12 protein-coding genes and 5 pseudogenes are annotated in these 23,731 nt (G+C 48.3%); 8 read left to right on the top strand and 9 right to left on the bottom strand.

Going from position 1 to position 23,731, the window contains the following annotated elements; all coding sequences use genetic code 11:
* Positions 1–4: 4 nt before the first annotated feature.
* From JCM16496_RS00565 to JCM16496_RS00590, 6 genes and pseudogenes are all read right to left on the bottom strand, one after another.
* Positions 5–2,143 (bottom strand): PASTA domain-containing penicillin-binding protein, encoded by a 2,139-nt coding sequence (locus JCM16496_RS00565; RefSeq protein WP_025831591.1) that lies wholly within the window; start codon positions 2,141–2,143, stop codon positions 5–7.
* Positions 2,144–2,230: 87 nt separating this feature from the next.
* On the bottom strand, positions 2,231–2,581 hold the full coding sequence (locus JCM16496_RS00570) for an FtsL-like putative cell division protein (RefSeq protein WP_005830386.1): 351 nt from the start codon (positions 2,579–2,581) through the stop codon (positions 2,231–2,233).
* A 9-nt stretch (positions 2,582–2,590) separates the two neighbouring features.
* A pseudogene (gene rsmH, locus JCM16496_RS00575) lies at positions 2,591–3,510 on the bottom strand (16S rRNA (cytosine(1402)-N(4))-methyltransferase RsmH).
* A gap of 10 nt (positions 3,511–3,520) precedes the next feature.
* Positions 3,521–3,995 (bottom strand): annotated as a pseudogene (gene mraZ / locus JCM16496_RS00580) (division/cell wall cluster transcriptional repressor MraZ).
* 502 nt (positions 3,996–4,497) lie between these two features.
* A pseudogene (locus tag JCM16496_RS00585) lies at positions 4,498–5,000 on the bottom strand (RNA polymerase sigma factor).
* A 376-nt stretch (positions 5,001–5,376) separates the two neighbouring features.
* The gene (locus JCM16496_RS00590) at positions 5,377–5,880 is read right to left on the bottom strand and encodes an RNA polymerase sigma factor (RefSeq protein ID WP_008662699.1); all 504 of its coding nucleotides are present in this window, start codon (positions 5,878–5,880) and stop codon (positions 5,377–5,379) included.
* A 215-nt stretch (positions 5,881–6,095) separates the two neighbouring features.
* Here JCM16496_RS00590 and glsA point away from each other — a divergent pair, with 215 nt between their 5' ends.
* Both glsA and glsB read left to right on the top strand, forming a co-directional pair.
* On the top strand, positions 6,096–6,914 hold the full coding sequence (gene glsA, locus JCM16496_RS00595) for a lyso-glycine lipid O-acyltransferase GlsA (RefSeq protein ID WP_025831601.1): 819 nt from the start codon (positions 6,096–6,098) through the stop codon (positions 6,912–6,914).
* A gap of 43 nt (positions 6,915–6,957) precedes the next feature.
* Positions 6,958–7,934: pseudogene (gene glsB / locus JCM16496_RS00600) on the top strand (glycine N(alpha)-acyltransferase GlsB).
* A 28-nt stretch (positions 7,935–7,962) separates the two neighbouring features.
* On the opposite strand, the gene JCM16496_RS00605 reads toward glsB, so the two are convergent.
* Positions 7,963–9,291: a deoxyguanosinetriphosphate triphosphohydrolase gene (locus JCM16496_RS00605; RefSeq protein WP_167332285.1), complete on the bottom strand. Its 1,329-nt coding sequence runs from the start codon at positions 9,289–9,291 to the stop codon at positions 7,963–7,965.
* A gap of 212 nt (positions 9,292–9,503) precedes the next feature.
* On the opposite strand from JCM16496_RS00605, the gene dut reads away from it, so the two are divergent.
* The 4 genes and pseudogenes from dut to JCM16496_RS00625 all read left to right on the top strand — a co-directional run bounded on the left by dut (position 9,504) and on the right by JCM16496_RS00625 (position 13,797).
* Positions 9,504–9,938, top strand: a complete 435-nt coding sequence (gene dut / locus JCM16496_RS00610) for a dUTP diphosphatase (RefSeq protein ID WP_025831605.1) — start codon at positions 9,504–9,506, stop codon at positions 9,936–9,938.
* Positions 9,939–10,082: 144 nt separating this feature from the next.
* A pseudogene (locus JCM16496_RS00615) lies at positions 10,083–11,881 on the top strand (tetratricopeptide repeat protein).
* The gene (gene lolB1, locus JCM16496_RS00620) at positions 11,859–12,446 is read left to right on the top strand and encodes a lipoprotein insertase outer membrane protein LolB1 (RefSeq protein ID WP_025831607.1); all 588 of its coding nucleotides are present in this window, start codon (positions 11,859–11,861) and stop codon (positions 12,444–12,446) included. The pseudogene JCM16496_RS00615 and the gene lolB1 overlap by 23 nt, the downstream one beginning before the upstream one ends.
* Positions 12,447–12,495: 49 nt before the next feature.
* Positions 12,496–13,797, top strand: coding sequence for a murein hydrolase activator EnvC family protein (locus JCM16496_RS00625; RefSeq protein ID WP_025831608.1), 1,302 nt, complete (start codon positions 12,496–12,498; stop codon positions 13,795–13,797).
* Positions 13,798–13,804: 7 nt separating this feature from the next.
* Here JCM16496_RS00625 and JCM16496_RS00630 read toward each other — a convergent pair whose 3' ends face one another.
* Positions 13,805–14,875, bottom strand: a complete 1,071-nt coding sequence (locus JCM16496_RS00630) for a M20 family metallo-hydrolase (protein WP_005830364.1) — start codon at positions 14,873–14,875, stop codon at positions 13,805–13,807.
* A gap of 142 nt (positions 14,876–15,017) precedes the next feature.
* Here JCM16496_RS00630 and JCM16496_RS00635 point away from each other — a divergent pair, with 142 nt between their 5' ends.
* Positions 15,018–16,823: an AMP-dependent synthetase/ligase gene (locus tag JCM16496_RS00635; RefSeq protein WP_025831611.1), complete on the top strand. Its 1,806-nt coding sequence runs from the start codon at positions 15,018–15,020 to the stop codon at positions 16,821–16,823.
* 228 nt (positions 16,824–17,051) lie between these two features.
* Here JCM16496_RS00635 and JCM16496_RS00640 read toward each other — a convergent pair whose 3' ends face one another.
* Positions 17,052–19,970, bottom strand: a complete 2,919-nt coding sequence (locus tag JCM16496_RS00640; RefSeq protein ID WP_025831614.1) for a M16 family metallopeptidase — start codon at positions 19,968–19,970, stop codon at positions 17,052–17,054.
* A gap of 594 nt (positions 19,971–20,564) precedes the next feature.
* Here JCM16496_RS00640 and JCM16496_RS00645 point away from each other — a divergent pair.
* Positions 20,565–23,672, top strand: a complete 3,108-nt coding sequence (locus JCM16496_RS00645; protein WP_025831617.1) for a SusC/RagA family TonB-linked outer membrane protein — start codon at positions 20,565–20,567, stop codon at positions 23,670–23,672.
* Positions 23,673–23,731: the final 59 nt, after the last annotated feature.

The following is a 23,731-nucleotide window of genomic DNA, read 5'->3' on the forward strand; positions in this document are numbered from 1 at the left end:
CCTGTTAACGTAGTGTCAGGGCGATAGTCTGTCCTTTCACTATCCGGCTGCCGCTTGCTATGGACTGGTTTCTCACCCGTCCCACTCCGCTTAGTCTTACTTTCAGCCCTTTACTCTCTAAAAGGTAGACAGCATCTTTCGCTCCCATACCTACCACGCTGGGCACAGTGCCCGAGGCCGGTTCCCGGTCTTGCAGGATGACTGCCGACGGAGCAGCTTGTGTATGCCCCCACTGTTCCTTTTTCTTTTGTTCGGCGAACTGTTTCTGAACGGGCACTTTCAAATCATTCAGAACAAGGAGTGCTTCGTTCATCTCTCCGGCTTTCACTGGAGGAATCACATTGGTGGTACTGTCTATGGCACTGCGTATGTCAAAACGCAGGTCTTTGGCATAAACTCTTTCCGCTATTTTCCCAAAGACACTACCTGCCATCAGACCGCCTGAAGCTGGTAACCCAGGCTTCTGGATGGAAACGATGCAACTGTATTTAGGTGCTTCCGAGGGGAAATATCCGCAGAAACTTACAAGGTAGTTCACCCGTCCCGACTTATATCCGGCGGCTCCTTGAGAAATCTGTGCCGTACCCGTCTTGCCCGATACAGAGAACTGTTTGCTGCCGGCGGGTTTTGCCAATCCTTGCGATACCACTTTCCGAAGGATTTCGCGGATTTGTGTCAGGGTATGGTCGGAGCATATCTTGGGATTGATTACTTCCGTAGGATATTCTTTCACTACCTCACCGTCCTTTACCGCTGCTTTCACAAATTTGGGGCGTACCATGACTCCGTTGTTGGCTATGGCATTGTAGAAGGTCAGTATGTTTATGGGAGGTACCTGGGTTTCGTAACCGATACTCATCCACGGCAAAGTCGTTTTGGCAAAATAACGCTCTTTAGGCCCTTTGATGTTGGGTTTCCCTTCACCGGGAATTTGCAGATGAAGCGGCTGGTCGATGCTCATGCGCTTCAGACCGTCCACGAACTTCTGCGGATTATCCTTGTAGTGCTTGTCGATGAGGTAGGAGACACCCACATTGGAAGAAACTTCCAGAATACGTGTCACATCTATCTTTCCGTAACCTCCCCGGTGCCAGTTGTGGTCCCTCATCTTGCTGCCGTACATATTCATAATACCGTTGCCCGTGTCTACCTCGGTATCCGGGGTTATCTTGCCGTCTTCCAGTGCCACCATAATGGAGGCTGTCTTGAAGGTGGAGCCCGGTTCCAACATATCGCTGATGGCATTACTGTTCATTTCGTAGTAATTGCCGTCTCCGGCTTTCATCATGTTGACAATGGCCTTTACTTCTCCGGTAGCCACTTCCATCAGTACGGCTACCCCGACGTTGGCATTGATTTCCTTCAACTTGTCCACCAGGGCTTTCTCGCAGATGTCCTGCATGCCTACATCGAGGGTGGATATGATGTCACAACCGTCTACCGGGGGAAGGTCTACGATATTCAGGTATTTGTTCATCACCTTCTGACGGTGGGTAATACCGTTCCGTCCTTTCAGCAGGGTGTCGAAGGCCAGTTCAATGCCGTTACGGGCTCCCATGGCTGTATCGGCATAAAGACGGCCCAGGGTTTGGGCTGCCAAAGAACCGAACGGCTTTTTACGCTGGTTGTATATCTGTTCGTGGAAACCGCCTCTGTACTTGTTCATCTTGAATACGGGTAACCGTTTGGCTTCCTTATACTGAATGTAAGAGATGCGACGGTTGCGGTTGGGCAGGATGTTGTAGTTCCGGCTCTTCATCTCCCGTCCCTTGCGCAGGTGCTTTTTGAAGGTAGATGTGCTTACGTCCGGGAATATTTTGTTCAGCCCGATGCAGATAGAGTCGATGTTGGCTTTCCAGATAGAGTCCTTGCGGTGCTGGTCCTTTTTGCGACGCTTCTCATCCCTTTCGCCGGACATGAAGTCCATGAAGATTTTATATTCCGGCAGCGAACTTGCCATCAGTTTGCCATCCGAGGATAGGATATTTCCCCGGTTGGGCTTTACCGTTACATTCTCTTTTACGAAGCGGTCGGCTACATCGTGCCAGTACTGTCGCTCGGCAAACATAATCATGGCGCCTTTCACAACAATAGATATCCCCACCAGCCCCATGAGTAGGACGACGAAGAAGTAACGGGTCATTATGTTTTTTTTATTTACAGCCAATGTGATTTACGATTTAACGATTTACGATGTACTATTGAAATTATTTTAATCCTCAATTCTCCATTATTTTAGTAAGTACGGTGGATTAGTGGAAGTCTGCAAATCGCTTTCTTTGGTGGCGATGTATTCCTCGATGCGCGATTGGCGGCTCCGCTCCATCAATTCCGAACTGCGTGTCAAGGCATCGTACTTGATGTCTATCAGCTCTTTTTTAAGATTGTCTATCTCTATCAGTTGCAGTTGGCATTCGTAACGGTTGTTGATGTAAATAATGATAAGCACCATGATAAGGAACAACAATCCGGCTTGGCGACGGAAGAAGTCTGTGGCCAGAATGTCGCCTCCGATGATGTTCTTCAGTGAGGTGCGTTTTTTCACCTTTTCCGTATTCTTTTCTTCTTGCTTCTTTTCCATTGCTAGTCACTAATCATTCATTACTCTTTCTGCAATTCTCAGCTTGGCGCTGCGCGAACGCGGATTGCGCTCTATCTCTTCCTCGTCCGGTATAATCACTTTGTTGTTGACCAGCCGGAACGGGGTCAATACATTCCCGAAGAAATCTTTTTCGGCTTTGCCTTCCACGTTGCCGGTTTTCATGATATTCTTCACCATACGGTCTTCCAGGGAGTGATAGGTTATCACCACCAGGCGGCCTCCCGGCTTTAGCGCTTCTGTTGCCGCATACAGCATTTCTTTCAGTGCCTCCATTTCCTGGTTTACCTCAATGCGCAATGCCTGGAATACCTTTGCCAGTTCTTTCTTCTCACGTTCGCGACCGAAGAGTGGCTTGACGATTTCCAGGAATTCGCCGATGGTGGCAATTCTCTGCGTAGCCCGTGCCTTAACGATGACAGATGCCAGTTTCCGGCTGTTCTTCAGCTCGCCGTACAGATAAAAAATATCAGCCAGCTTTTCTTCTTCGTAGGCATTCACGATGTCGGCAGCGGTCAGGCCGGCACGCTTGTTCATACGCATATCCAGTGCCCCGTCGAAGCGGAAGGAGAATCCCCGTTCGCTGTCATCAAAGTGATGGGAAGATACACCGAGGTCGGCAAGTATGGCATCCACTTCCTTGATGCGTGATAGCGCAGGAAGTTGTGCAGGTAGCGGAAGTTGCTGCGTACGAATGTAAAATGCGGGTTGTTCACAATGTTGCGTTCCGCATCCTCGTCCTGGTCGAAGCTCAACAGCCGGCCACCGTCTTCCAGGCGGGACAGTATCTCGCGCGAATGTCCTCCTCCACCAAACGTTACGTCTACATACGTGCCGTCCGGACGGATGTTCATTGCATCTACGCTCGGCATCAGCAATACGGGGATGTGATATGTTGTTTCTTCTTTCATCATCTGTTGTTTATAGCTTATTTTCGTCACAACAACTGTTTTCGTCTCCCAGCAGTTCTTCAAGAGCCTCGCTGAACTCGTCGGGGTTCATGAATGGCTGGTCGGCACGCTCCTTGGCCCAGATTTCTATAGTGTTGTCCACGCCAATGAAGCGGACATCACTTTGTATACCCGCCATTTGCAGGTAACGTTTTGGGAGCAGGATGCGCCCGTTCCCGTCAGGTCATGACTTCCGCGTCACTTACGAACTGTCGGAAAATCATTTGCTGTTTGGCATTCCATTTATTCAGCCGGCAGCGAAGTTGGTTTTGAGTGGCAAACCATACACTTTCCGGGTAGAGCACCAGGCAATCCTGATACACGTCCTTGCGCAACACGAGTCTTTCTTCGGAAGCGGCCTGCAGCTGTTTCCGGAAAGTGGCCGGGATGAAAACTCTTCCTTTTGCATCCGCCTTAGCCTCGATATTACCTAAAAATTGTATCAATTCTTACCTTATTATAATAAGCGACGGTAAAAATACACATTTCCCCACAATTCCCCACAATCTTTTAACTAAAATCTTAGGAAGAAGTTTTCAACACCTTGTTGATAGTTTATTTATTTGATAATGAAGCTACTTTTGAAAGGCTTTACTGGTGGGGGATTGGTGCAGTCTGTCCGCAAACTTATATCTGCTATCGCTTTGACCCGGATAAAGCGGATCTGAATAACCCGTTGTCGGAATTAACCGCTTTCATACCCCTTTCTTAGAGGTATGCACAGGTTTCATTTTGTTCTGTTTGTCGGTTTTCTGCCTACCTGCTTTCTGTTTTCGCCCTATCTGCTCCGTGTATATATAGACGGACCAGGTAGGGAGCAGGTAGGGAGCGGATGGGGAGAAGGTAGGAAAATGTTCTGTTTGTCGGTATTCCCACATCGTTTAATTCCGACAATGGCCCTTAAGAGGAAATCTTAGCAGGCTCTGGCAGTGGGCTCTAACAAGGACGTTATCTGAAATCTTTCAGGTCCTGCTGCAGTTTCTGGCGGGTAAAGAAGATGCGGCTCTTTACTGTTCCAAGTGGGAGGCCCAGCTTTTCTGCAATTTCGCGGTACTTGAAACCGGAAACGTGCATGGAGAACGGAATTTTGTACTCACGTGGCAGAGCATTGACAATGCGGTGCATTTCCTTCAGGTCGTAGACGCCTCTGTGCTGTCGAGTGCGAGGTCGTGCGGCGTGTTCAGATGATAGAGATTGTCTGTGGTATCTACAAACGTCTGGTCACGTACCACTTTACGGTAATTGTTGATGAAAATATTACGCATGATGGTATATATCCATCCTTTAAAGTTGGTGTCAGGTGTGTACTTCTCTTCATTGTCCAGAGCTTTTAATGATGTCTCTTGAAGCAGGTCGTTGGCCGCTTCGCGGTCGGAGGTTAATTTATATGCAAAGCGTAATAAGTCGTTTTGAACTTCGAGTAGGTCTTGGGTAAATGTTCTATTATTCATAATGGATGTTTTTTAAATTATTGTTCGTTTTATTGATGATGCAAAACTACGGATGATTCTCCTTTTTGATAGACGGAAATCAAACTCTCTTTGGGGTAAAATCTAACAATAGACAGTTTTCGGGTGGTTCTGGTTAGCTTTCAGTGCTTCGGATAGCTGGAGGGGTGGAATGTAACCGGAGATTGCTATCCTGGTTTTTGTAAATAATATTGTCGCAAAGCGTGACGGTTTGAATGAGTCCGTGCACGAGATATGAGGGGCAAGACCATGAAAGGCAGACGCGGGATTGTCCCGGCCTGCCTTTCTCTCTTTTGATACAACTAAAATCTGTACTTTTCTTAATTTATGGAAATCACTGGTTTTATATGCTGAGTGCTTAAACAAAATCCTTCAAGTCTTGTTGTAGTTTTTGGCGGGTGAAGTAAATGCGGCTCTTTACCGTGCCTAAGGGCAACCCCAGCTTCTCTGCAATTTCGCGGTATTTGAAGCCGGAGACATGCATGGAGAAGGGAATCTTGTACTCCCGTGGAAGGGCGTTGACAATGCGGTGCATCTCTTTCAGGTCATATGCGCTTTCTGTGCTTTCAAAAGCGGCGTCGCGCGGCAGGTTCAGGTGATAGAGATTGTCCGTGGTATCCACGAAAGTCTGGTCACGCACCACTTTACGGTAATTGTTGATGAAGATATTGCGCATGATGGTGTATATCCATCCTTTGAAATTGGTATCGGGCGTATACTTCTCTTCGTTATCCAGAGCTTTCAGGGATGTTTCCTGCAAGAGGTCGTTGGCTTCTTCACGGTCGGAAGTAAGTTTGTATGCAAAACGCAATAAATCGTCTTGAACTCCGAGCAGGTCTTTTTTAAATGTTATATTGTTCATATGTGCTATGTTTTTTTTCGTTAATCTTGATATTGCAAGTTTACGGAAGTTTTCTCTTTCAGGCAGACGGATTTCAAACACACTTTAGGGGAAAAACTGTCAATTGATAGTTTTTAGGTGCTATTTGATAGATTTCGGGTGCAGTTTTCTGTCATTTTTTTGCGATTAATTAAAAAGATGAGTTAATTTTGCGCATTCATTTCATCAAAAGAAGAATGGCTGACGACTCTTTATTTTTGATTGACATAGACAAGATACTTCGGGAAAAGGCTCCGAAGCAGTCTAAGTATATCCCCAAGTTCGTGGTTTCTTATTTGAAGCATATCGTTCATCAAGAGGAATTGAATGTCTTTTTGTGGGAGTCGAAAGATAAAGTCGGTGTAGATTTCCTGAAAGCTTGTCTGGAGTTCCTTGATGCCAATATTGTGGTGAAGGGGGAGGAAAATCTGCCTAAAGAAGGGCTTTATACTTTTGTGTCCAACCATCCCCTGGGTGGGCAGGACGGAGTGGCACTGGGTTATGTCCTGGGCTCCTTTTATGGTGGCAAGGTGAAATATATGGTCAACGACTTGCTGATGAACCTGCACGGACTGGCGCCGCTTTGCATCCCCATCAACAAGACGGGAAAGCAGGCCAAAGACTTCCCCAGAATGGTGGAGGCGGGATTTGCTTCGGACAATCAGCTCATCATGTTTCCAGCAGGGCTTTGTTCGCGTAGGCAGAATGGGGTCATCCGTGACTTGGACTGGAAAAAGACCTTTATCGTGAAGAGTGTCGAAGCCCACCGTGATGTCGTTCCTATCCACTTCGAGGGACGGAATTCCAACTTCTTTTATAATCTTGCCAATCTTTGTAAGATATTGGGTATCAAGTTCAATATCGCCATGCTTTACCTGGCAGATGAAATGCTGAAGAATCGTCATAAAACATTTACCATCACCATAGGGAAGCCTATCCCCTGGCAAACTTTCGACAAATCGAAAAGCCCGGCCGGATGGGCGCAATATGTGAAGGATATTGTATATAAATTGTAGAGAGACCGTATTTATATTAAAGAAGAACTACTAACAGAAAAATATGGAAGATGTTATTGCACCGATAAGCAAGGAGCTGTTGAAAGCGGAGTTGACTGAGGAAAAGCGTCTGCGCATGACCAATAGAAGTCATAATCAGATATATATCATTACTGCCCAAGACTCTCCGAATACCATGAAGGAGATCGGTCGTTTGCGCGAGATTGCATTCCGTGCTGCGGGAGGAGGAACGGGCAAGTCTATGGATATTGATGAATATGACATCATGGACAACCCGTACAAGCAGTTGATTGTCTGGAATCCGGAAGCTGAAGAAATTTTAGGTGGATACCGTTATATCTTAGGTACGGATGTGCGTTTTGATGAACATGGTGCCCCTATCCTGGCAACTGCCCATATGTTTAACTTTTCGGATAAGTTTTTGAAGGATTATCTTCCTACGACCATCGAGTTGGGACGTTCGTTCGTTACGTTGGAGTATCAGTCTACGCGTTCAGACAGTAAAGGCCTGTTTGCGTTGGATAATCTGTGGGATGGTTTGGGCGCACTGACCGTAGTCATGCCCAATGTGAAGTATTTCTTCGGAAAGGTGACTATGTATCCCAGCTATCATCGTCAGAGCGTGATAAGATTCTTTATTTCCTTCGGAAGCATTTTGCGGATAAGGACAACCTGATTACTCCGATGAAACCGCTGCTCCTGGAGAGTGATGAACAAGAACTTGCCGCCCTCTTCTGCAAAGACTCTTTTAAGGAAGACTATAAGATTTTGAATTGTGAAATCCGTAAGGTGGGGTACAATATTCCCCCGCTGGTGAATGCCTATATGAGTCTTAGCCCTACCATGCGTATGTTCGGTACAGCCATCAATTACGGTTTCGGAGATGTGGAGGAAACGGGCATCCTGATTGCCGTGGACGAGATTCTGGCAGAAAAGCGCATCCGCCACATCGAGTCGTTCATCGAGAGCGAACCGGAGTCGTGCAAGCTGACGTCGGGAGCAAATAAGGTTGTATCATAGGACTATCCGGAAGAATGCTTGTCGTCTGTTATACCGCCGGCAAGCTATTCCCGTTTATTTTCCTGTATAAATCGAGTGCAAATACATCCGTCATTCCGGAGATGTAATCCAATACCGCCTGTATTCTTTCATAGAGTGCAGGCGCTTTTATATTGTACTGGCCCGATACACGATTGATGAGCAGTTGCGAATATGCCTTTTCCGGAGAGCACACGGCGTCAATCATCAGTTCGAGCAGGGTGCTGATGATGCGGAAACCGGCAAGTTCAATGTCCAGTACGTCGCGCGAGCGGTAAATCTTCTTCAGGGAGATGTCTGCACAGTGCTTGTAGGCATTGGCAGGTACTTCGGATATGTGGTTGATGAGGCTTCCTTCAAATTCTCCTTCGAGAATCCTTTCTTCATTGTCCACAAAGGCTTGCACGCACTCGCCGATAAGCAGCCCGATAACGCTGGAACGCAGATAGGCTATTTGCTCATTGGTGTCACTTACTATCTCCATGGTTTTGAGCCGGTGGGCTTGTCGCTCTGCGGAGAAGTAGGAGAGAAGCAGTTCTTTGGTCTCCTGCGTAGTCAGGATTTTCAGTTTGTGGGCATCCTCGATATCCATCATCTGGTAGCAGATGTCATCGGCTGCTTCCACCAGATAGACCAGCGGGTGGCGGGCATATTTCAACGGGGCGTCGTTCTGCTTCTCCATACCCAGTTCTTCTGCTATGCGGCGGAAACTTTCTTCCTCTGTGATGAAGAAACCGAATTTGGACTTCTTGCCTGCAAGACTCGATGAAAAGGGGTATTTCACGATACTTGCCAGGGTGGAGTAGGTGAGTACAAATCCTCCCTGCCGCCTTCCCTCAAACTGGTGGGTAAGCAGGCGGAACGCATTTGCATTCCCTTCAAAGTGAGTAAGGTCCTCCCATTGGGCAGGTGTCAGTTGGTCCTTTAGGGACATTCCTTTTCCCTCGGAAAAAAAGGTGGAAATAGCTCGTTCTCCCGAATGTCCGAAAGGAGGATTTCCCAAGTCGTGTGCCAGGCAAGCGGCCGAAACGATGGAGCCTATTTCGGTGAGGTAGCTGCCTTGCAGTTCCGGGTGGCGGGCAATGAGAGCTTTCGATACATCGTTGCCTAGTGAGCGGCCTACGCATGATACTTCCAGGCTGTGTGTCAAACGGTTGTGGACGAATACACTACCGGGAAGAGGGAATACCTGGGTCTTGTTCTGCAGACGGCGGAAAGGGGCAGAGAAGACAAGGCGGTCATAGTCACGTTGGAATTCCGAGCGGTTTTCATGGCGTTCCTGGTGAAACTCTTCCAGTCCGAAGCGTTTGGCAGATATGAGCGTATTCCAATTCATCATGATGCGATTTACGATTTGACGATTTACTATTTACGATTGAAGTTACTATTATTTAACTGCAAATGTATCACTATTTTGTATAAAAAGCCGTATTTTCGCCCAAGTTTATAGTAAAACGGAGATGAATTGCGAAACTTGAATTACTCGAATTGTAAGAATAGAAGTAGCCTCCGTCGTAAATAGTAAATCGTCAAATCGTAAATAACATCATGTTGAACGTACAAATCATCAATAAATCAAAGCATCCGCTTCCGGCTTATGCCACTGAGCTGTCTGCAGGAATGGATATCCGTGCAAACCTTAATGAACCTATTTCGCTGGCTCCGATGCAGCGGTGTCTGGTGCCTACGGGCCTTTATATCGCTCTTCCGGAAGGATTTGAGGCGCAAGTGCGTCCGCGTAGCGGATTGGCCATAAAGAAGGGGATTACCGTGCTGAACTCCCCCGGGACGATTGATGCCGATTACCGTGGTGAGGTTTGTATTATTCTCGTCAACCTTTCTGCAGAAACCTTCGTCATCGAAGATGGGGAGAGGATTGCACAAATGGTGATAGCGCGTCACGAACAAGCTCTTTGGCAGGAAGTGGAAGTGCTGGATGAGACGGAGCGCGGTGCCGGTGGCTTCGGGCATACGGGTAAGAAATAGGCATATATTACCCCGTTTGTCAGACACCGGATGTTGACGTGTCAAAGTCCAGTGTCTGACGTGTCAAAGTCCAGTGTCTGACACGTCAAAGTCCGGTACTTGACAAACCCCGTTTTTAAAATTAAAAAGAATAAACCTAAATAGATGAAAATCAGCCATAAGATATACATATTGTTTCTGATGCTTTCCTTCTGCCTAAGTCCTTGCGGGGCGTTGGCCGGAGGATTGGTGAAGAAGAAGAAAAGAAAGACGGAAACCAAACCGGAGAAACCGCTTCCACCGCCACTCACCGAAGAGGAGCAGCGCCGTTACGACTACTTCTTTCTTGAAGCCGCCCGTCTGAAAGTCCAGAAAGACTATGATGCGGCTTTTGATGTCCTGCAACATTGCCTGACGATAAACCCGAACGCATCATCGGCTTTGTATGAGATGGCCCAGTATTATATGTACCTCAAGCAGGTGCCGTTGGGACAAGCCGCGTTGGAAAAGGCGGTGGAGAATGCTCCCGGGAATTACTGGTATGCCCAGGGACTTGCCAATCTGTATATGCAGCAAAACGAAACGGAGAAAGCCGCTGCCTTGTTGGAGGATATGGCGGTACGTTTCTCGGATAAGCTGGACCCGCTATACAACTTGCTGGAGATTTACAACCGCCAGGAAGAGTATGACAAAGTTATCGGCATACTGAACAAGCTTGAGGAACGGATGGGCAAGAATGAACAGCTCAGTATGGAGAAGTTCCGCATCTATCTGCAAAAGAAGGACGACAAGAGCGCCTTTCATGAAATAGAAAGTCTGGTAGAAGAGTATCCCAACGATATGCGCTATCAGGTGGTGCTGGGCGATGTCTATATGCAGAACGGGAAAAAGCAGGAAGCGTACGACCTCTACAAGAAGGTGCTTGCCGAAGAACCGGACAATGCGATGGCCATGTACTCATTGGCTTCTTACTACGAAGAGACCGGACAGAAGGAACTGCATGAACAGCAATTGGACACGCTGTTGCTGAACAAGAAAGTACCCTCGGACACCAAACTGAATGTGATGCGGCAGTTCATCGTGCAGAACGAGCAGGCAGGCAAGGACAGCACACGTGTCATTACGCTCTTCAACCGTATCATGGAGCAGGAGCCCGATGAGGCGCAATTACCTTTGCTGTATGCCCAATATCTTCTTTCCAAAGGAATGAACAAGGAGGCAGGACCGGTTCTGCGCCAGGTTCTGGCGATAGACCCTACCAATACAGCGGCTCGTATGACATTGCTGGGGGAAGCCGTGCGCCAGGAGGATTACAAGGAAATAATGAATTTGTGCGAAGCCGGTGTGGAATCCAATCCCGATATGCTGGAGTTTTATTTCTATCTGGCCATTGCTACAACCAGGCGGAGCGGACGGATGATGCCCTTGCCATCTGCCAAAAGGCTTTGTCGCACGTCAAGGACGACAGCAAGAAGGAGGTCGTATCAGATTTTTATGCCATTATCGGTGATGCTTATCACACCAAGAATCTGCATGCGGAAGCTTATGCGGCTTATGATTCCGCTTTGGTGTACAATCCTTCAAACATCGGTGCCTTGAATAACTACGCATATTATCTTTCCGTGGAGCGCCGCGACTTGGACAAGGCGGAAGAGATGAGCTACAAGACAGTGAAAGCCGAGCCGAACAATTCCACCTATCTCGATACATATGCATGGATATTGTTTGTTAAAGGTAATTATGCCGAGGCGCGTCTCTACATAGATGAGGCGATAAAGAATGATAAAGATAGCAGTGACGTGGTCTTGGAACATTGCGGAGATATCTATTACATGACTGGCGATGCGGAAGGTGCCTTGAAATACTGGAAGCAAGCCTGGGATAAGGGCAATCGCTCTGATACGTTGAAACAGAAAATACAAAAAAAGAAATATATATCAGATGAAACTAAACCTGCTGAATGATATGGCAAGGACATGCCGCCTATTGTCCTTGCTGTTGTTGCTGGCTGTGGGGCTTGCCGGTTGCAAGACTTCGCGTCACTCAAGTTCTCTGTCCGGAGAATCTGCCTGCCTTTCCTCCAAAGTGCAGCTGACGGTACCCCATAAAGATGCCACCCTTACTGTGAACGGTACGATGAAGCTGAAGAAGAAAGAATGCATGCAGATTTCCTTTCTGATGCCGATACTTCGTACGGAGGTGGCACGTATGGAAGTCACCCCGGATGAGATTCTGTTGGTAGACCGTATGGGAAAACGTTATGTCCGTGCAACACGTAAGGAACTGAAGGATGTGCTGCCCAAGAAGGCGGATTTTGCCCATTTGGAGAAACTGCTTTATGCCGCTTCCAAGCCCAATGGCAAGAAGGTGCTTACCGGCAAGGAGCTCGGGATACCCTCTCTGGAAAAGGGAAAGATTGAACTTTCCAACTTCTCGGATAAGCCTTTTGCCCTGACTCCTACCCAGCTCTCACAGAAATATAAAGAGGTGGAGCTGGAAGAACTGCTGGAAATGCTGATGGACCTTTGACAATTGATAATTGAAGGCTTTGTCCCCATGACTTATAACTGATAAACTTATGAAGCTTCTTCTTCTCTTCCTTCTCCTCCTTTTGCCGGTTTCCCCGCTCCTGTCCCAGTCCAACAAGCTGATTAAGGAGCTGGAAAGCAAGCGTGGCACCTTGCAGAAACAGATAGCAGAGTCGGAAACGCTGCTGAGAAGCACCAAGAAGGATGTGGGAAGCCAGTTGAACAGCCTTGCTGCACTGACCGGACAGATAGAAGAGCGCAAACGCTATATTCTGACTATCAATAATGATGTGGAATCCATAGAGCGCGAGTTGTCTTCATTGGAACGTCAGTTGACCCGCCTGCAACGTGACCTAAAGGACAAGAAGAAGAAATACGAATCGTCCGTTCAATATTTGTATAAGAACCGCTCCATTGAAGAGAAGCTGATGTTCATTTTCTCTGCCAAGAGCCTGGCACAGACTTATCGGCGCATGCGCTATGTACGCGAATATGCTACTTATCAGCGCCTGCAAGGCGAGGAGGTACTGAAAAAGCAGGAGCAGGTGAACCGTAAGAAGACTGAGCTTCAGCAAGTGAAGGCCGCCAAGGAAGGATTGCTGAAAGAACGTGAAGAGGAGAAAGTCAAGCTGGAAGCGCAGGAGAAGGAACAAAAGTTGTTGGTAGCCAATCTGAAAAAGAAACAGCGGGGATTGCAGAACGAACTGAATAAGAAACGCCGTGAAGCCAATCAGCTCAATGCACGCATTGACCGCCTGATAGCGGAAGAAATAGAGAAAGCGCGTAAGCGTGCGGCAGAAGAAGCGCGCCGTGAGGCAGCCGCACGTAAAAAGGCTGGTGAGAAAACTGAAAAAACAGCAACTGCCTCTACGCCCACAAAGCCCAAGGCACAGCCTTTGGAAACTTACTCCATGAGTAAGGCAGACCGTGAATTATCCGGGAACTTTGCTAATAATCGCGGTAAGTTGCCGATGCCCATCACCGGCGCGTATATCATTACCAGCCATTACGGCCAGTATTCTGTGGAAGGTTTGCGCAATGTCAAGCTGGACAATAAGGGCATCGATATACAAGGAAAACCGGGTGCCCAAGCCCGTGCCATCTTCAATGGTAAAGTGGCGGCTGTCTTTAAACTGAACGGACTGTTCAATATCCTTGTCCGTCACGGGAATTATATATCCGTCTATTGCAACTTGTCATCGGCCTCGGTGAAGCAGGGCGATGATGTCACCACCAAACAGACCCTCGGACAAATCTTCTCGGATGGGGCCGACAATGGTCGTACGGTGCTACACTTCCAATTGAGGAAAGAGAAGGAAAAACTGAATCCGGAGCCGTGGCTGAACAGATAATGATAATTTAAATTTTTACTCCTTCCAGCAACTCCAGATACATCCCTATCGCCTCCTCTATCTCCTTGACAAAGATAAACTCATCCGCAGTATGTGACCGCGCACTCTTTCCCGGTCCCATCTTCAGCGAAGGGAACGGCATCAGTGCCTGGTCGGACAAGGTCGGTGAGCCGAAAGGAGTACGTTTCATGGCAATAGCCTTTTGCACTACCGGATGCTCCGGCGCTACGTGTGAAGAGCTGAGGCGGAAGGAGCGTGCCTTCGCTTCACACGTGATGTGTTTCTGTATTTCGTCGAATAGCTCTTGATTGCTGTAACACTCGTTGCTGCGAATGTCTACGACAAAAGTACAACGGTCGGGAATGACGTTATGCTGTGTACCGGCGTTTACCATGGTTACGCTCATCTTCACGGGACCCAGTAGGGAAGATTCTTTGGGAAAACGGTAATCACGAAACCAGGCAATATCATCCAATACCTTATATATAGCATTGTCTCCTTCGTTTCGGGCGGCATGTCCCGATTTTCCGGTAGCGGTTACGTCCAGCACCATCAATCCTTTTTCTGCAATGGCAGGTTGCATCTCCGTCGGCTCGCCTACAATGGCAAACTGTATGGGAGGGAGTTCCGGCAATACGCATTCTATTCCCCCCTTGCCTGATACTTCCTCCTCACACGAGGCAAGATATATCAGATTGTAGGCCTGAGTGGTGCGGCACAATGTCAGGAATACTTGTAGCAGGCTGACTACACTGGCTCCGGCATCGTTGCTGCCCAGCCCGTAGAGCTTTCCATTACTTTCCAGCGTTGGTTTGAAAGGGTCTTTCCGCCACCCGTTGACGGGTTTTACGGTGTCGATATGGGAATTCAGCAGCAAGGTCGGTTTCTTTAGGTCGAACATCGGGCTGAGGCACCATACATTGTTGCCTTTACGTCCTGTTGCCATGCCTTGCATTTCGATATAGTTCTGCAGATAATCCGCCGCTTTCTCCTCGTCGCGGCTCAAGGAAGGAATGGCTATCAGTGATTTGAGCAATCCGATTGCTTCGGAAGTTAAAGTCGGTATATCGTAAATCATATTCGGTAAATAAATAATCCTGCTGCAAACTTACGAATAAAAAACGGAAAGGAGTACCCATATTGAATAATTACCCGTCAATATCGGATTAGTTTCAAATGAAACCACTACCTTTGTACCGTATTTACCAATATCAAAAGTTATGACTTATCATCATTTGTCTGTCCTGGTGCATCGCCAGGCAGAGAAGTATGGAGACAAAATAGCCCTGAAATACAGGGACTATGAAACTGCACAATGGATACCCATCTCTTGGAAAGAGTTCTCACAGACTGTACGCCGGACTGCCAATGCAATGGTGGCTTTGGGAATAGAGCCACAAGAGAACGTCGGTATCTTCTCGCAGAATAAACCCGAATGTCTCTTTACTGATTTCGGTGCATTCGCCAACCGGGCGGTGACTATACCTTTGTATGCTACCAGCTCACCGGCCCAGGCACAGTATATCATCAATGATGCACAGATACGTTATCTGTTTGTAGGCGAGCAGTTCCAGTACGATGCCGCTTTCAGCGTGTTCGGATTTTGCCAGTCTCTGCAGCAGCTCATCATCTTCGACCGTGCTGTGGTGAAAGATCCGCGCGACATGACTTCCATCTATTTTGATGAATTTATGGCAATGGATGAAGAGTTGCAGCACAATGCCATTGTAGAAGAGCGTACAGCAGCTGCCTCAGATGATGACCTCGCCAATATCCTTTATACTTCCGGTACTACCGGTGAGCCGAAAGGTGTCATGCTCCATCATTTCAATTATAGAGAGGCTTTCCGCATTCATGATATCCGATTGCCTTTCATGACAGACCGGGATGTTTCCATGAACTTCCTTCCGCTGACCCATGTATTCGAAAAGGCATGGACCTACCTTTGTATACACCGGGGGGTGCAGGTCTGCATCAATCTCCGTCCACAGGATATCCAAACTACTATTAAAGAGATACGCCCTACACTGATGTGCAGTGTACCCCGTTTTTGGGAGAAAGTCTATGCCGGTGTGCAGGAGAAGATTTCCCAGGAAACCGGTCTGCGTAAGGCGATGATGTTGGATGCCATCAAGGTGGGCAGGACGCATAACATTGATTATTTGCGCCAAGGAAAGACTCCTCCGATGATGCTTCATCTGAAATACAAGTTCTACGAAAAGACCATTTATGCTCTGCTGAAGAAGACGATAGGTATTGAGAACGGTAATTTCTTCCCTACGGCAGGTGCTGCTGTGCCCGATGAAATCTGCGAGTTTGTGCATTCTGTAGGTATAAACATGGTGGTAGGTTATGGTCTGACGGAATCTACGGCTACCGTTTCCTGCTTCCTCAACGAAGGCTATGAGATTGGTTCCGTAGGTACGGTGATGCCTGATGTGGAGGTGAAGATTGGCGAGAACAACGAGATACTTCTTCGTGGTAAGACTATCACTACCGGCTACTACAAGAAACCGGAGGCAACGGCTGCTGCCATCGACCGTGACGGTTGGTTCCACACGGGTGATGCCGGTTATTTGAAGGATAGCCATCTGTATCTGACGGAGCGTATCAAAGACTTGTTCAAGACCTCCAACGGAAAATACATTTCGCCGCAGGCATTGGAAACGAAGCTGGCTATTGACCGTTACATTGACCAGATTGCTGTCATTGCCGATGAGCGTAAGTTTGTTTCCGCTTTGATAGTTCCCGTTTATGGCTTTGTGAAGGATTATGCCAAGGAGAAAGGCATTACATACAGCAATATGAATGAGTTACTGCAACATTCCAAGATACAAGCGTTGTTCCGTGCCCGTATTGATACCTTGCAGCAGCAATTTGCCCATTATGAGCAAGTGAAGCGTTTCACCCTTCTGCCGGAACCATTCAGCATGGAGCGGGGCGAGCTGACGAACACGCTGAAGCTGAAACGACCGGTGGTGGCAAGGAATTACAAGGAGCTGATAGACCGGATGTACGAGGGATAGGTTACCTGTGCCCATTTCGGGCTTCTTGTAGATTTGTTTTTGCATTATGCGTGCGTATACGCGCGTTCTGAAGAATAATCTCTGCAAACTCTATATTTAAAAAAGGCGCGGATTACGCGGATTTCACGGATGCTGTAAATTAAATCCGTGCCTTCCGCGTAATCCGCGCCTGATATTATAGCACGATGGAAGTGCTTATGTGCTTTTACCCGTCTTCGGGCTTGTTGCTTAATATCCGAAGATGTCTTCCGTGGTCAGTTCCGTAACGGTGCCAATCTCTTCCAGGGCTTTCATGTTCAGTTCCTTCTTGTCGCCGAGGATGCAATAGAAGTAGGTGCGTCCTTTAATCCATTCCTTTTGGAAGTTGACTGCATCCTGTAGGGTGGCTTTCTGCACGTCTTCGTACAACTGGATGCGGCTGTCGGTGTCTAGGCCGAAGTCTTGCGCGTTGATGTAGCTCCAGATGACGTTGTCCTTGATGATGCGTTCCGTGCGCAGGCGGGCTATCAGTCCTTCTTTGGCAAGCCGGAAGGCGGTTTCGGACTTCGGCATGTTGTTGATGATGTCGTTGAAGGTGGCGATGGCGTCCGTCATCTTGTCGTTCTGCGTGGCGATGTAGGTGCTGATGCTGTAGTTATACTTGGGCAGGCTCGGCTTGTCCAGTCCCGCCCATGCGGAATAGGCCAGGCCGCGGCTTTCGCGCATCTCCTGGAAGACGATGGAGTTCATGCCTCTGCCGAAGTATTCGTTGTAGATGCGGCGTGGCGATTCGATGGCAGGGTCGAATTTCTCTCCCCGGTTGGAATATTGTGCCATGTATATCTGTTTGGCATCATAGGGGGCGATGTATATCCGGGTCTCATTGGTGGGCTGCTGCTTGAACTCGATGCCTTGCGGGAGTTCCTGTAACGTTTCGGGCACACGGTGCTTCTGGTTGATGACGGCAAGCAAGTCTTCTTGTGAAGAGGGACCGTAGTAGGTTATCCGGTGCTTGAAGCTGTTCAGCTGATGGATGCGGTCCACCAGTTCTTGCGGATTCATCCCTTTCAGTTCCTTTTCGCTTAGCAGGTTGGTGGAGGGGTTCTGCGGTCCCCATTGCATGTATGCCTGCAGGCGGCTGAAGTTCTGCGACTGGTTCAGCTTGGCGTCTGCCCGGCGTTTCAGTTGGTCGTCCACCAGGTTGCCGTAGGCTTCTGCGTTCACTTGGGCGTCGGCAAGCAGTTTCTCAAACAGTTCCACGGCTTGGGGCATGTTTTCGTTCAGGCCGGAGAGCACGATGTAGGTGCGTTCGCTGCCCGGGGCGACGAAGAAGTTGCATGCCATGCGGTAGAACTCGCTTTTCACCTCTTCGGGAGTCATGTCCGAGGTGCCCAGGTATTCGAGGTACTGGGCGGCGGTGCCCAAGGCCTTGTCGTTGCGGTTGCCCATGTCGAAGAGGTACATCAGTTGGAACAGCTCATTGGCGTTGTTCTGTTTGTAGATGACGGGGATGTCCGCTTTGGCTTTCAGCATGTCGAGGTCTTTGGAGTAGTCGAGGAAGACCGGTTCGATGGGCTGCACGGTGCTTGCCTGTATCTCTTTGAGGAAGGCACTTGCCGTGTCGCGGTTCATCACGATGGGGGTGATTTGCGGCTTGCTTATCTTCTTCTCGTTGGGGTCTTTGCCCTGTTTTTTGTAGATGATGGTGTAGTTGCTGTCCTTCAGGTATTTGTTGGCAAAGTCCACGACGTCCTGCTTGGTCAGTCGGGACATGCGTTCCAGGGAGGTGACCTCGTCGGCCCAGTCGCTGCCGTTCACGAATGACTCTACAAACCAGTCGGCGCGGGCGTCGTTGCTCTCTTGTTGTTGCAGCTGGTAGAGCTTGAAGTTGTTGATGTTGGCTTCCAGGATTTTCTCGTCGAAGTCGCCGTCGCGCAGTTTCTTCAGTTCGCCTAAGAGGAGGTCTTTCACTTCCTCCAATGTCTGTTCCTGTTTGGGGCGTCCCTGCATGGCGAACACGCTGTAGTCTGCCATTGTCATGGGGTAGCAGTAGGCGCTCAGTGCCTTTTGCTGCTGCATCAGGTCGAGGTCTATCAGCCCGGCCTGTCCGTTGTACAGGATTTGTGAAACTACTTCTAATGTCTCCACGTCCTTGTGGGCAGCTCCGGGGAAGCGCCATGCCAGGGCTACGCTTTCGGCATCGAGTCCATAGACTTCGCGTACCACGGGCGAGGTGATTTCAGCCTCTTCCGGTCGTGCGGACTTGGGCAGTTGGGGGTTGGGTTGCAAGGAGCCGAAGTGCTTGTCGATGGTGGCAATCATCCGGTCGGGGTCGAAGTCACCGGAGAGGCAGATGGCCATGTTGTTGGGCACATACCATTGCTTGTAGTAGTTTTTGATGTTGGTGATGGAAGGGCTTTTCAGATGTTCCTGCGTGCCCAGCACGGTTTGCGTGCCGTAGGGGTGGTGGGGGAAGAGGGCGGCGAGCATGTTCTCGTACACCTTGCGCGAGTCGCTGGTGAGGGACATGTTCTTCTCTTCGTACACCGTCTCCAGTTCCGTGTGGAAACCGCGGATGACACAGTCCTTGAAGCGGTCGGCCTGTATGCGTGCCCAGTTCTCCACTTGGTTGCTGGGGATGTCTTCGGTGTAGCAGGTCACGTCGAAGCTGGTGTAGGCGTTGGTTCCGTTGGCACCGATGGCGGCCATCAGCTTGTCATACTCGTTGGGGATGGCGAGCTTGGACGCTTCGTAGGAGAGGCTGTCTATCACGTGGTAGATGTCTTTGCGGGCGATGCTGTCGGTGGTTTTGCGGTAGACTTCGAATTGCTGTTCGATTTGGTCCAAGAGCGGTTTTTCGGCTTCGTAGTTCTGTGTGCCGAAGTGGGAGGTGCCTTTGAACATCAGGTGCTCAAAGTAGTGTGCCAGCCCGGTGGTCTCTGCCGGGTCGTTCTTGCTGCCCACGCGCACGGCGATGTAGGTCTGGATGCGGGGTTGGTCCTTGTTGACGGTCATGTAGACCTTCAGACCGTTGTCCAGTGTGTAGATACGTGCCTTCAAGGGGTCGTTGGGCACGGTTTCATAACTGTACTTTGAGGTACAACTTCCCAGGCTCAGTACTGCCAATAGCAGCAGGGAGAGGGCGCTTCTGTAAGATAGTCTTTTCATTACGTGTGACTTATTAAGTTGATAGCGACAAAGATAGGCGTTTTTTTGATTTGAAACGAACTTACTGATTTCTTTCAGGCACGGATTACACGGATTTTCATGTCTTTTCCAATGTATCCGTGATTTTCCGTGTAATCCGTGCCCGAACCCTACTTGCTCCGTATAAAGCCCGTACTTTCTCCGTTTGGAAGTACTTGTAGGCGGAGAATGTACGGAGTAAGTAGGAGCCGGGTACGGGAATAATGCAGGCTAACTCCCGTGAATTATGCAAGGTGGGTAAATATTTGCGTTTGGGCAATCCTCATAGATACCCAGTCTGAGGGGTTATACAGCGGATTTATTTATTAGTGCAATTTTTTTTTCATTTTTCGATAGGGTTGCAGCCGTGTATCCGGTTTTATATACGAAAGCTTGAAAGAAATTCTGCAGAATAAGCTTTGAGTATTAACCGTAATTTCTGATTGCCTATGGAGCACACCGGAGCAAAAATTGAAACGGACAGTCAAGCTGGCCGGGCGGAAGGACAGGACCGCTGAAATCTGTTTATTAACTTAACACCCATTTATCTAATATTCAATTAATGAAAAGCAGCTTATGAAAAGAAAATTTATGCTGACTTTGGCGTGCCTGCTGGCAGCCATCGGTTGGGTAACAGCTCAAAACTCCCCTATTAAAGGTATTGTAATTTCGGCTGATGACAAAGAGCCCGTCATAGGTGCCTCCGTACTGGTGAAAGGCACTACCATCGGATGTGTCACCGACCTCGACGGTAAGTTCACCATCGAGGATGCTCCCGCCGATGCGAAATTGCTTCAAGTCTCCTTCGTGGGTATGGCCACTGTAGAAGTTCCCATCACTCCGGGAATCATCCGTGTGACTTTGAAAAGCGATACGGAATTGTTGGACGAAGTAGTGGTAACCGCTTTGGGTATCGCCAAGAAATCCAAGACCTTGACCTACTCCACCCAGGTGGTGAACGGCGATGAGCTGGTCCGCGCCAAAGACCCCAATATGATGAATGCCCTGGCCGGTAAGACTGCCGGTGTGCAGATTAACAAAAGTTCCTCCGGGCTGGGAGGTTCCTCCAAGGTGATTATCCGTGGTAACCGTTCGGTAGGTGGCAGTAACCAACCGCTGTATGTGATTGACGGTGTGCCATTCGGATCGTCTACCAATGAAAATACGGCAACTTCTATCGGCGGTAATAATGATAGCGGTAACTATGACCGTGGCGATGGTATCTCCAACCTGAATCCCGACGATATTGAGAGTATGAACATTCTGAAAGGTCCTGCCGCCGCAGCTTTGTATGGTAGTTCAGCCGCCAACGGTGTGGTTATCATCACAACCAAGAAAGGTAAGGAAGGGCGTGCCAGCATTACTTTCAATACCAGCACTACTATTGATAATGCCGCATACGGTATTCCCGAATTCCAAAACCACTATACCGGAACAAGTACCAGTTGGGGAAGTGAATTGAAAGGCGGAAGTCCCGATTACACCAAAGACTTTTTCAAGACGGGAGTGACCACTATCAACTCTCTCTCCCTGAGCATGGGCTCACAAGCCATTCAGACCTACTTCTCGTACGCCAACACCTACGGCAAAGGCGTGGTCGAAGGCAACCAGCTGGTAAAGCATAATTTCAACTTCCGCGAGACAGCCAATTTCTTCAACAACAAGCTGACTATTGATGCCAACATCAACGGTATGTATCAGAAGGGTAACAACCGTACCACTTCCGGCGGTTACTACATGAACCCCTTGGTTGGTCTCTACCACTTTCCGCGTGGTGGTGTGGAAGGCGGCAAAGATTTCAACTACTATAAGGAGAATTATCAGGTTCTCAATCCTTCACGTAACATAATGGATCAGAACTGGTATAAGACTCAAGGTTCTGATATGGAACAAAATCCCTATTGGTTGATCCATAAAATCCCGAATGAGGACACCCGTTATCGCACAGTGTTTAATTTGAGCGTAAATTATAAATTCAACAATCTCTTCAGTATTCAGGCTCGTGGAAATGCTGATTATGTGGTGGATAAGAACAATACCCGCATGTATGCCGGCACAAGCCCGATACTTTGCGGAATAAATACCACAGGTTCCGGTACTAACGGCCGTTATATTTATGGTGAGACCAGCAGCCTTTCCACTTACGGGGATGTGCTGTTCACTTATCAGCAAAACTTCGAAAAATTCAGTGTCAATACATCGGTAGGTGCCAGTATCAACGACTATAATGGCAATGGTACAGGTTTTGATTCCTATCCCGGTACTCTTTCTGTTCCCAATGTGTTTACTATGCAAAATTGCTTCTTGAACAAAGGTTCCTTGACCGATTGGAAGACACATACACAAAATCAGGCTGTGTTCTTCACCGGACAGTTCGGCTTCATGGACCAATTGTTCCTGGATTTTACTGCCCGTAACGAGTGGACTTCCACGTTGGCATTTACGAAGTATAAGAACAAAGGTTTCTTCTATCCGTCAGTAGGTATGACATGGGTCATGAACGAAACTTTGAAACTGCCTGAATGGATTGACTTGGGTAAGATTCGCGGTGCATGGTCTAAGGTAGGTAACGGTTTGAACGCTTACACTTCCAATCCGCTGAACTGGGTAACCAAGAGCGGCAGCATCGGTTTTAACACCACAGCGCCTTTTGCCGAATTGAAACCGGAAATGACCACTTCTATTGAATTTGGTACCGAATGGCGTTTCTTCGGCAGTCGTTTGGAGTTTGACTTCACTTATTATAAGACCAATACCAAGAACCAGCTCTTCTCGCTGGATGCACCGGCAGGTTCGGAATATAATACCTACTACATCAATGCCGGCAATATCCAAAACACAGGTGTTGAAATCATGATGAGCGGGACTCCCGTCATGACCAAGAATTTCCGTTGGAAAACTGGATTGAACTTTGCTACCAACAAGAACGAAGCCAAAGAATTGGCAGGCGATGCTTTCCCGTATTTCCAGTTTAATGGTGGTGAAAGTAACAACGTATGGAGCCGTTTGGAAGTAGGCGGTTCGTTTGGTGACATCTACGGAACTACCTTTGTTCGCGATGAAAGCGGCAAGATTAAGTTTGAAAAAGATAAGGATGGCGATGAAATGCCATTGGTTGACAAGTCAAGCATCAAGAAATTGGGTAATTCCACTCCCGACTTTAACCTTAGCTGGAGCAATACGATTACTTGGAAAGACTTCTCGCTCTATTTCTTGATTGATGGTCGTTTTGGTGGTGACGTGATGTCTCTGACAGAGGCAGACCTTGACCAACAGGGTGTGAGCAAGGCTTCCGGCGATGCCCGCGACCGTGGCTATGTGTTGCTTGAAGGTCATCGGATTTCCGGTGGTGATGAAAACAATAAATATAGAGCTATCAACAAGTTCTATAACCTTGTAGGTGGACGTGCCGGTGTGACCGAATACTATATGTATAGCGCTACTAATATTCGTCTGCGTGAGTTGTCACTCTCTTATTCACTGCCTCGGCCGCTGCTGAACAAAGTGGGTATCATTAAAGAAGCACAAATCTCGTTGGTAGGCCGCAACTTGTTCTTCTTCAAGAACAATGCTCCTTACGATCCCGATGGTATGTTGTCAACAAGCAACCGTTTGCAGGGGGTGGATGTATTCGGTATGCCCACTAATCGCTCAATAGGTTTCAACTTAAAGGTTAACTTTTAAATAGCAGATACGATTATGAAGAATATATTTAGACTTATGGCTACAGCGTTGCTGGCTGC

Source organism: Bacteroides rodentium JCM 16496, from assembly GCF_000614125.1.
GTDB lineage: Bacteria > Bacteroidota > Bacteroidia > Bacteroidales > Bacteroidaceae > Bacteroides > Bacteroides rodentium.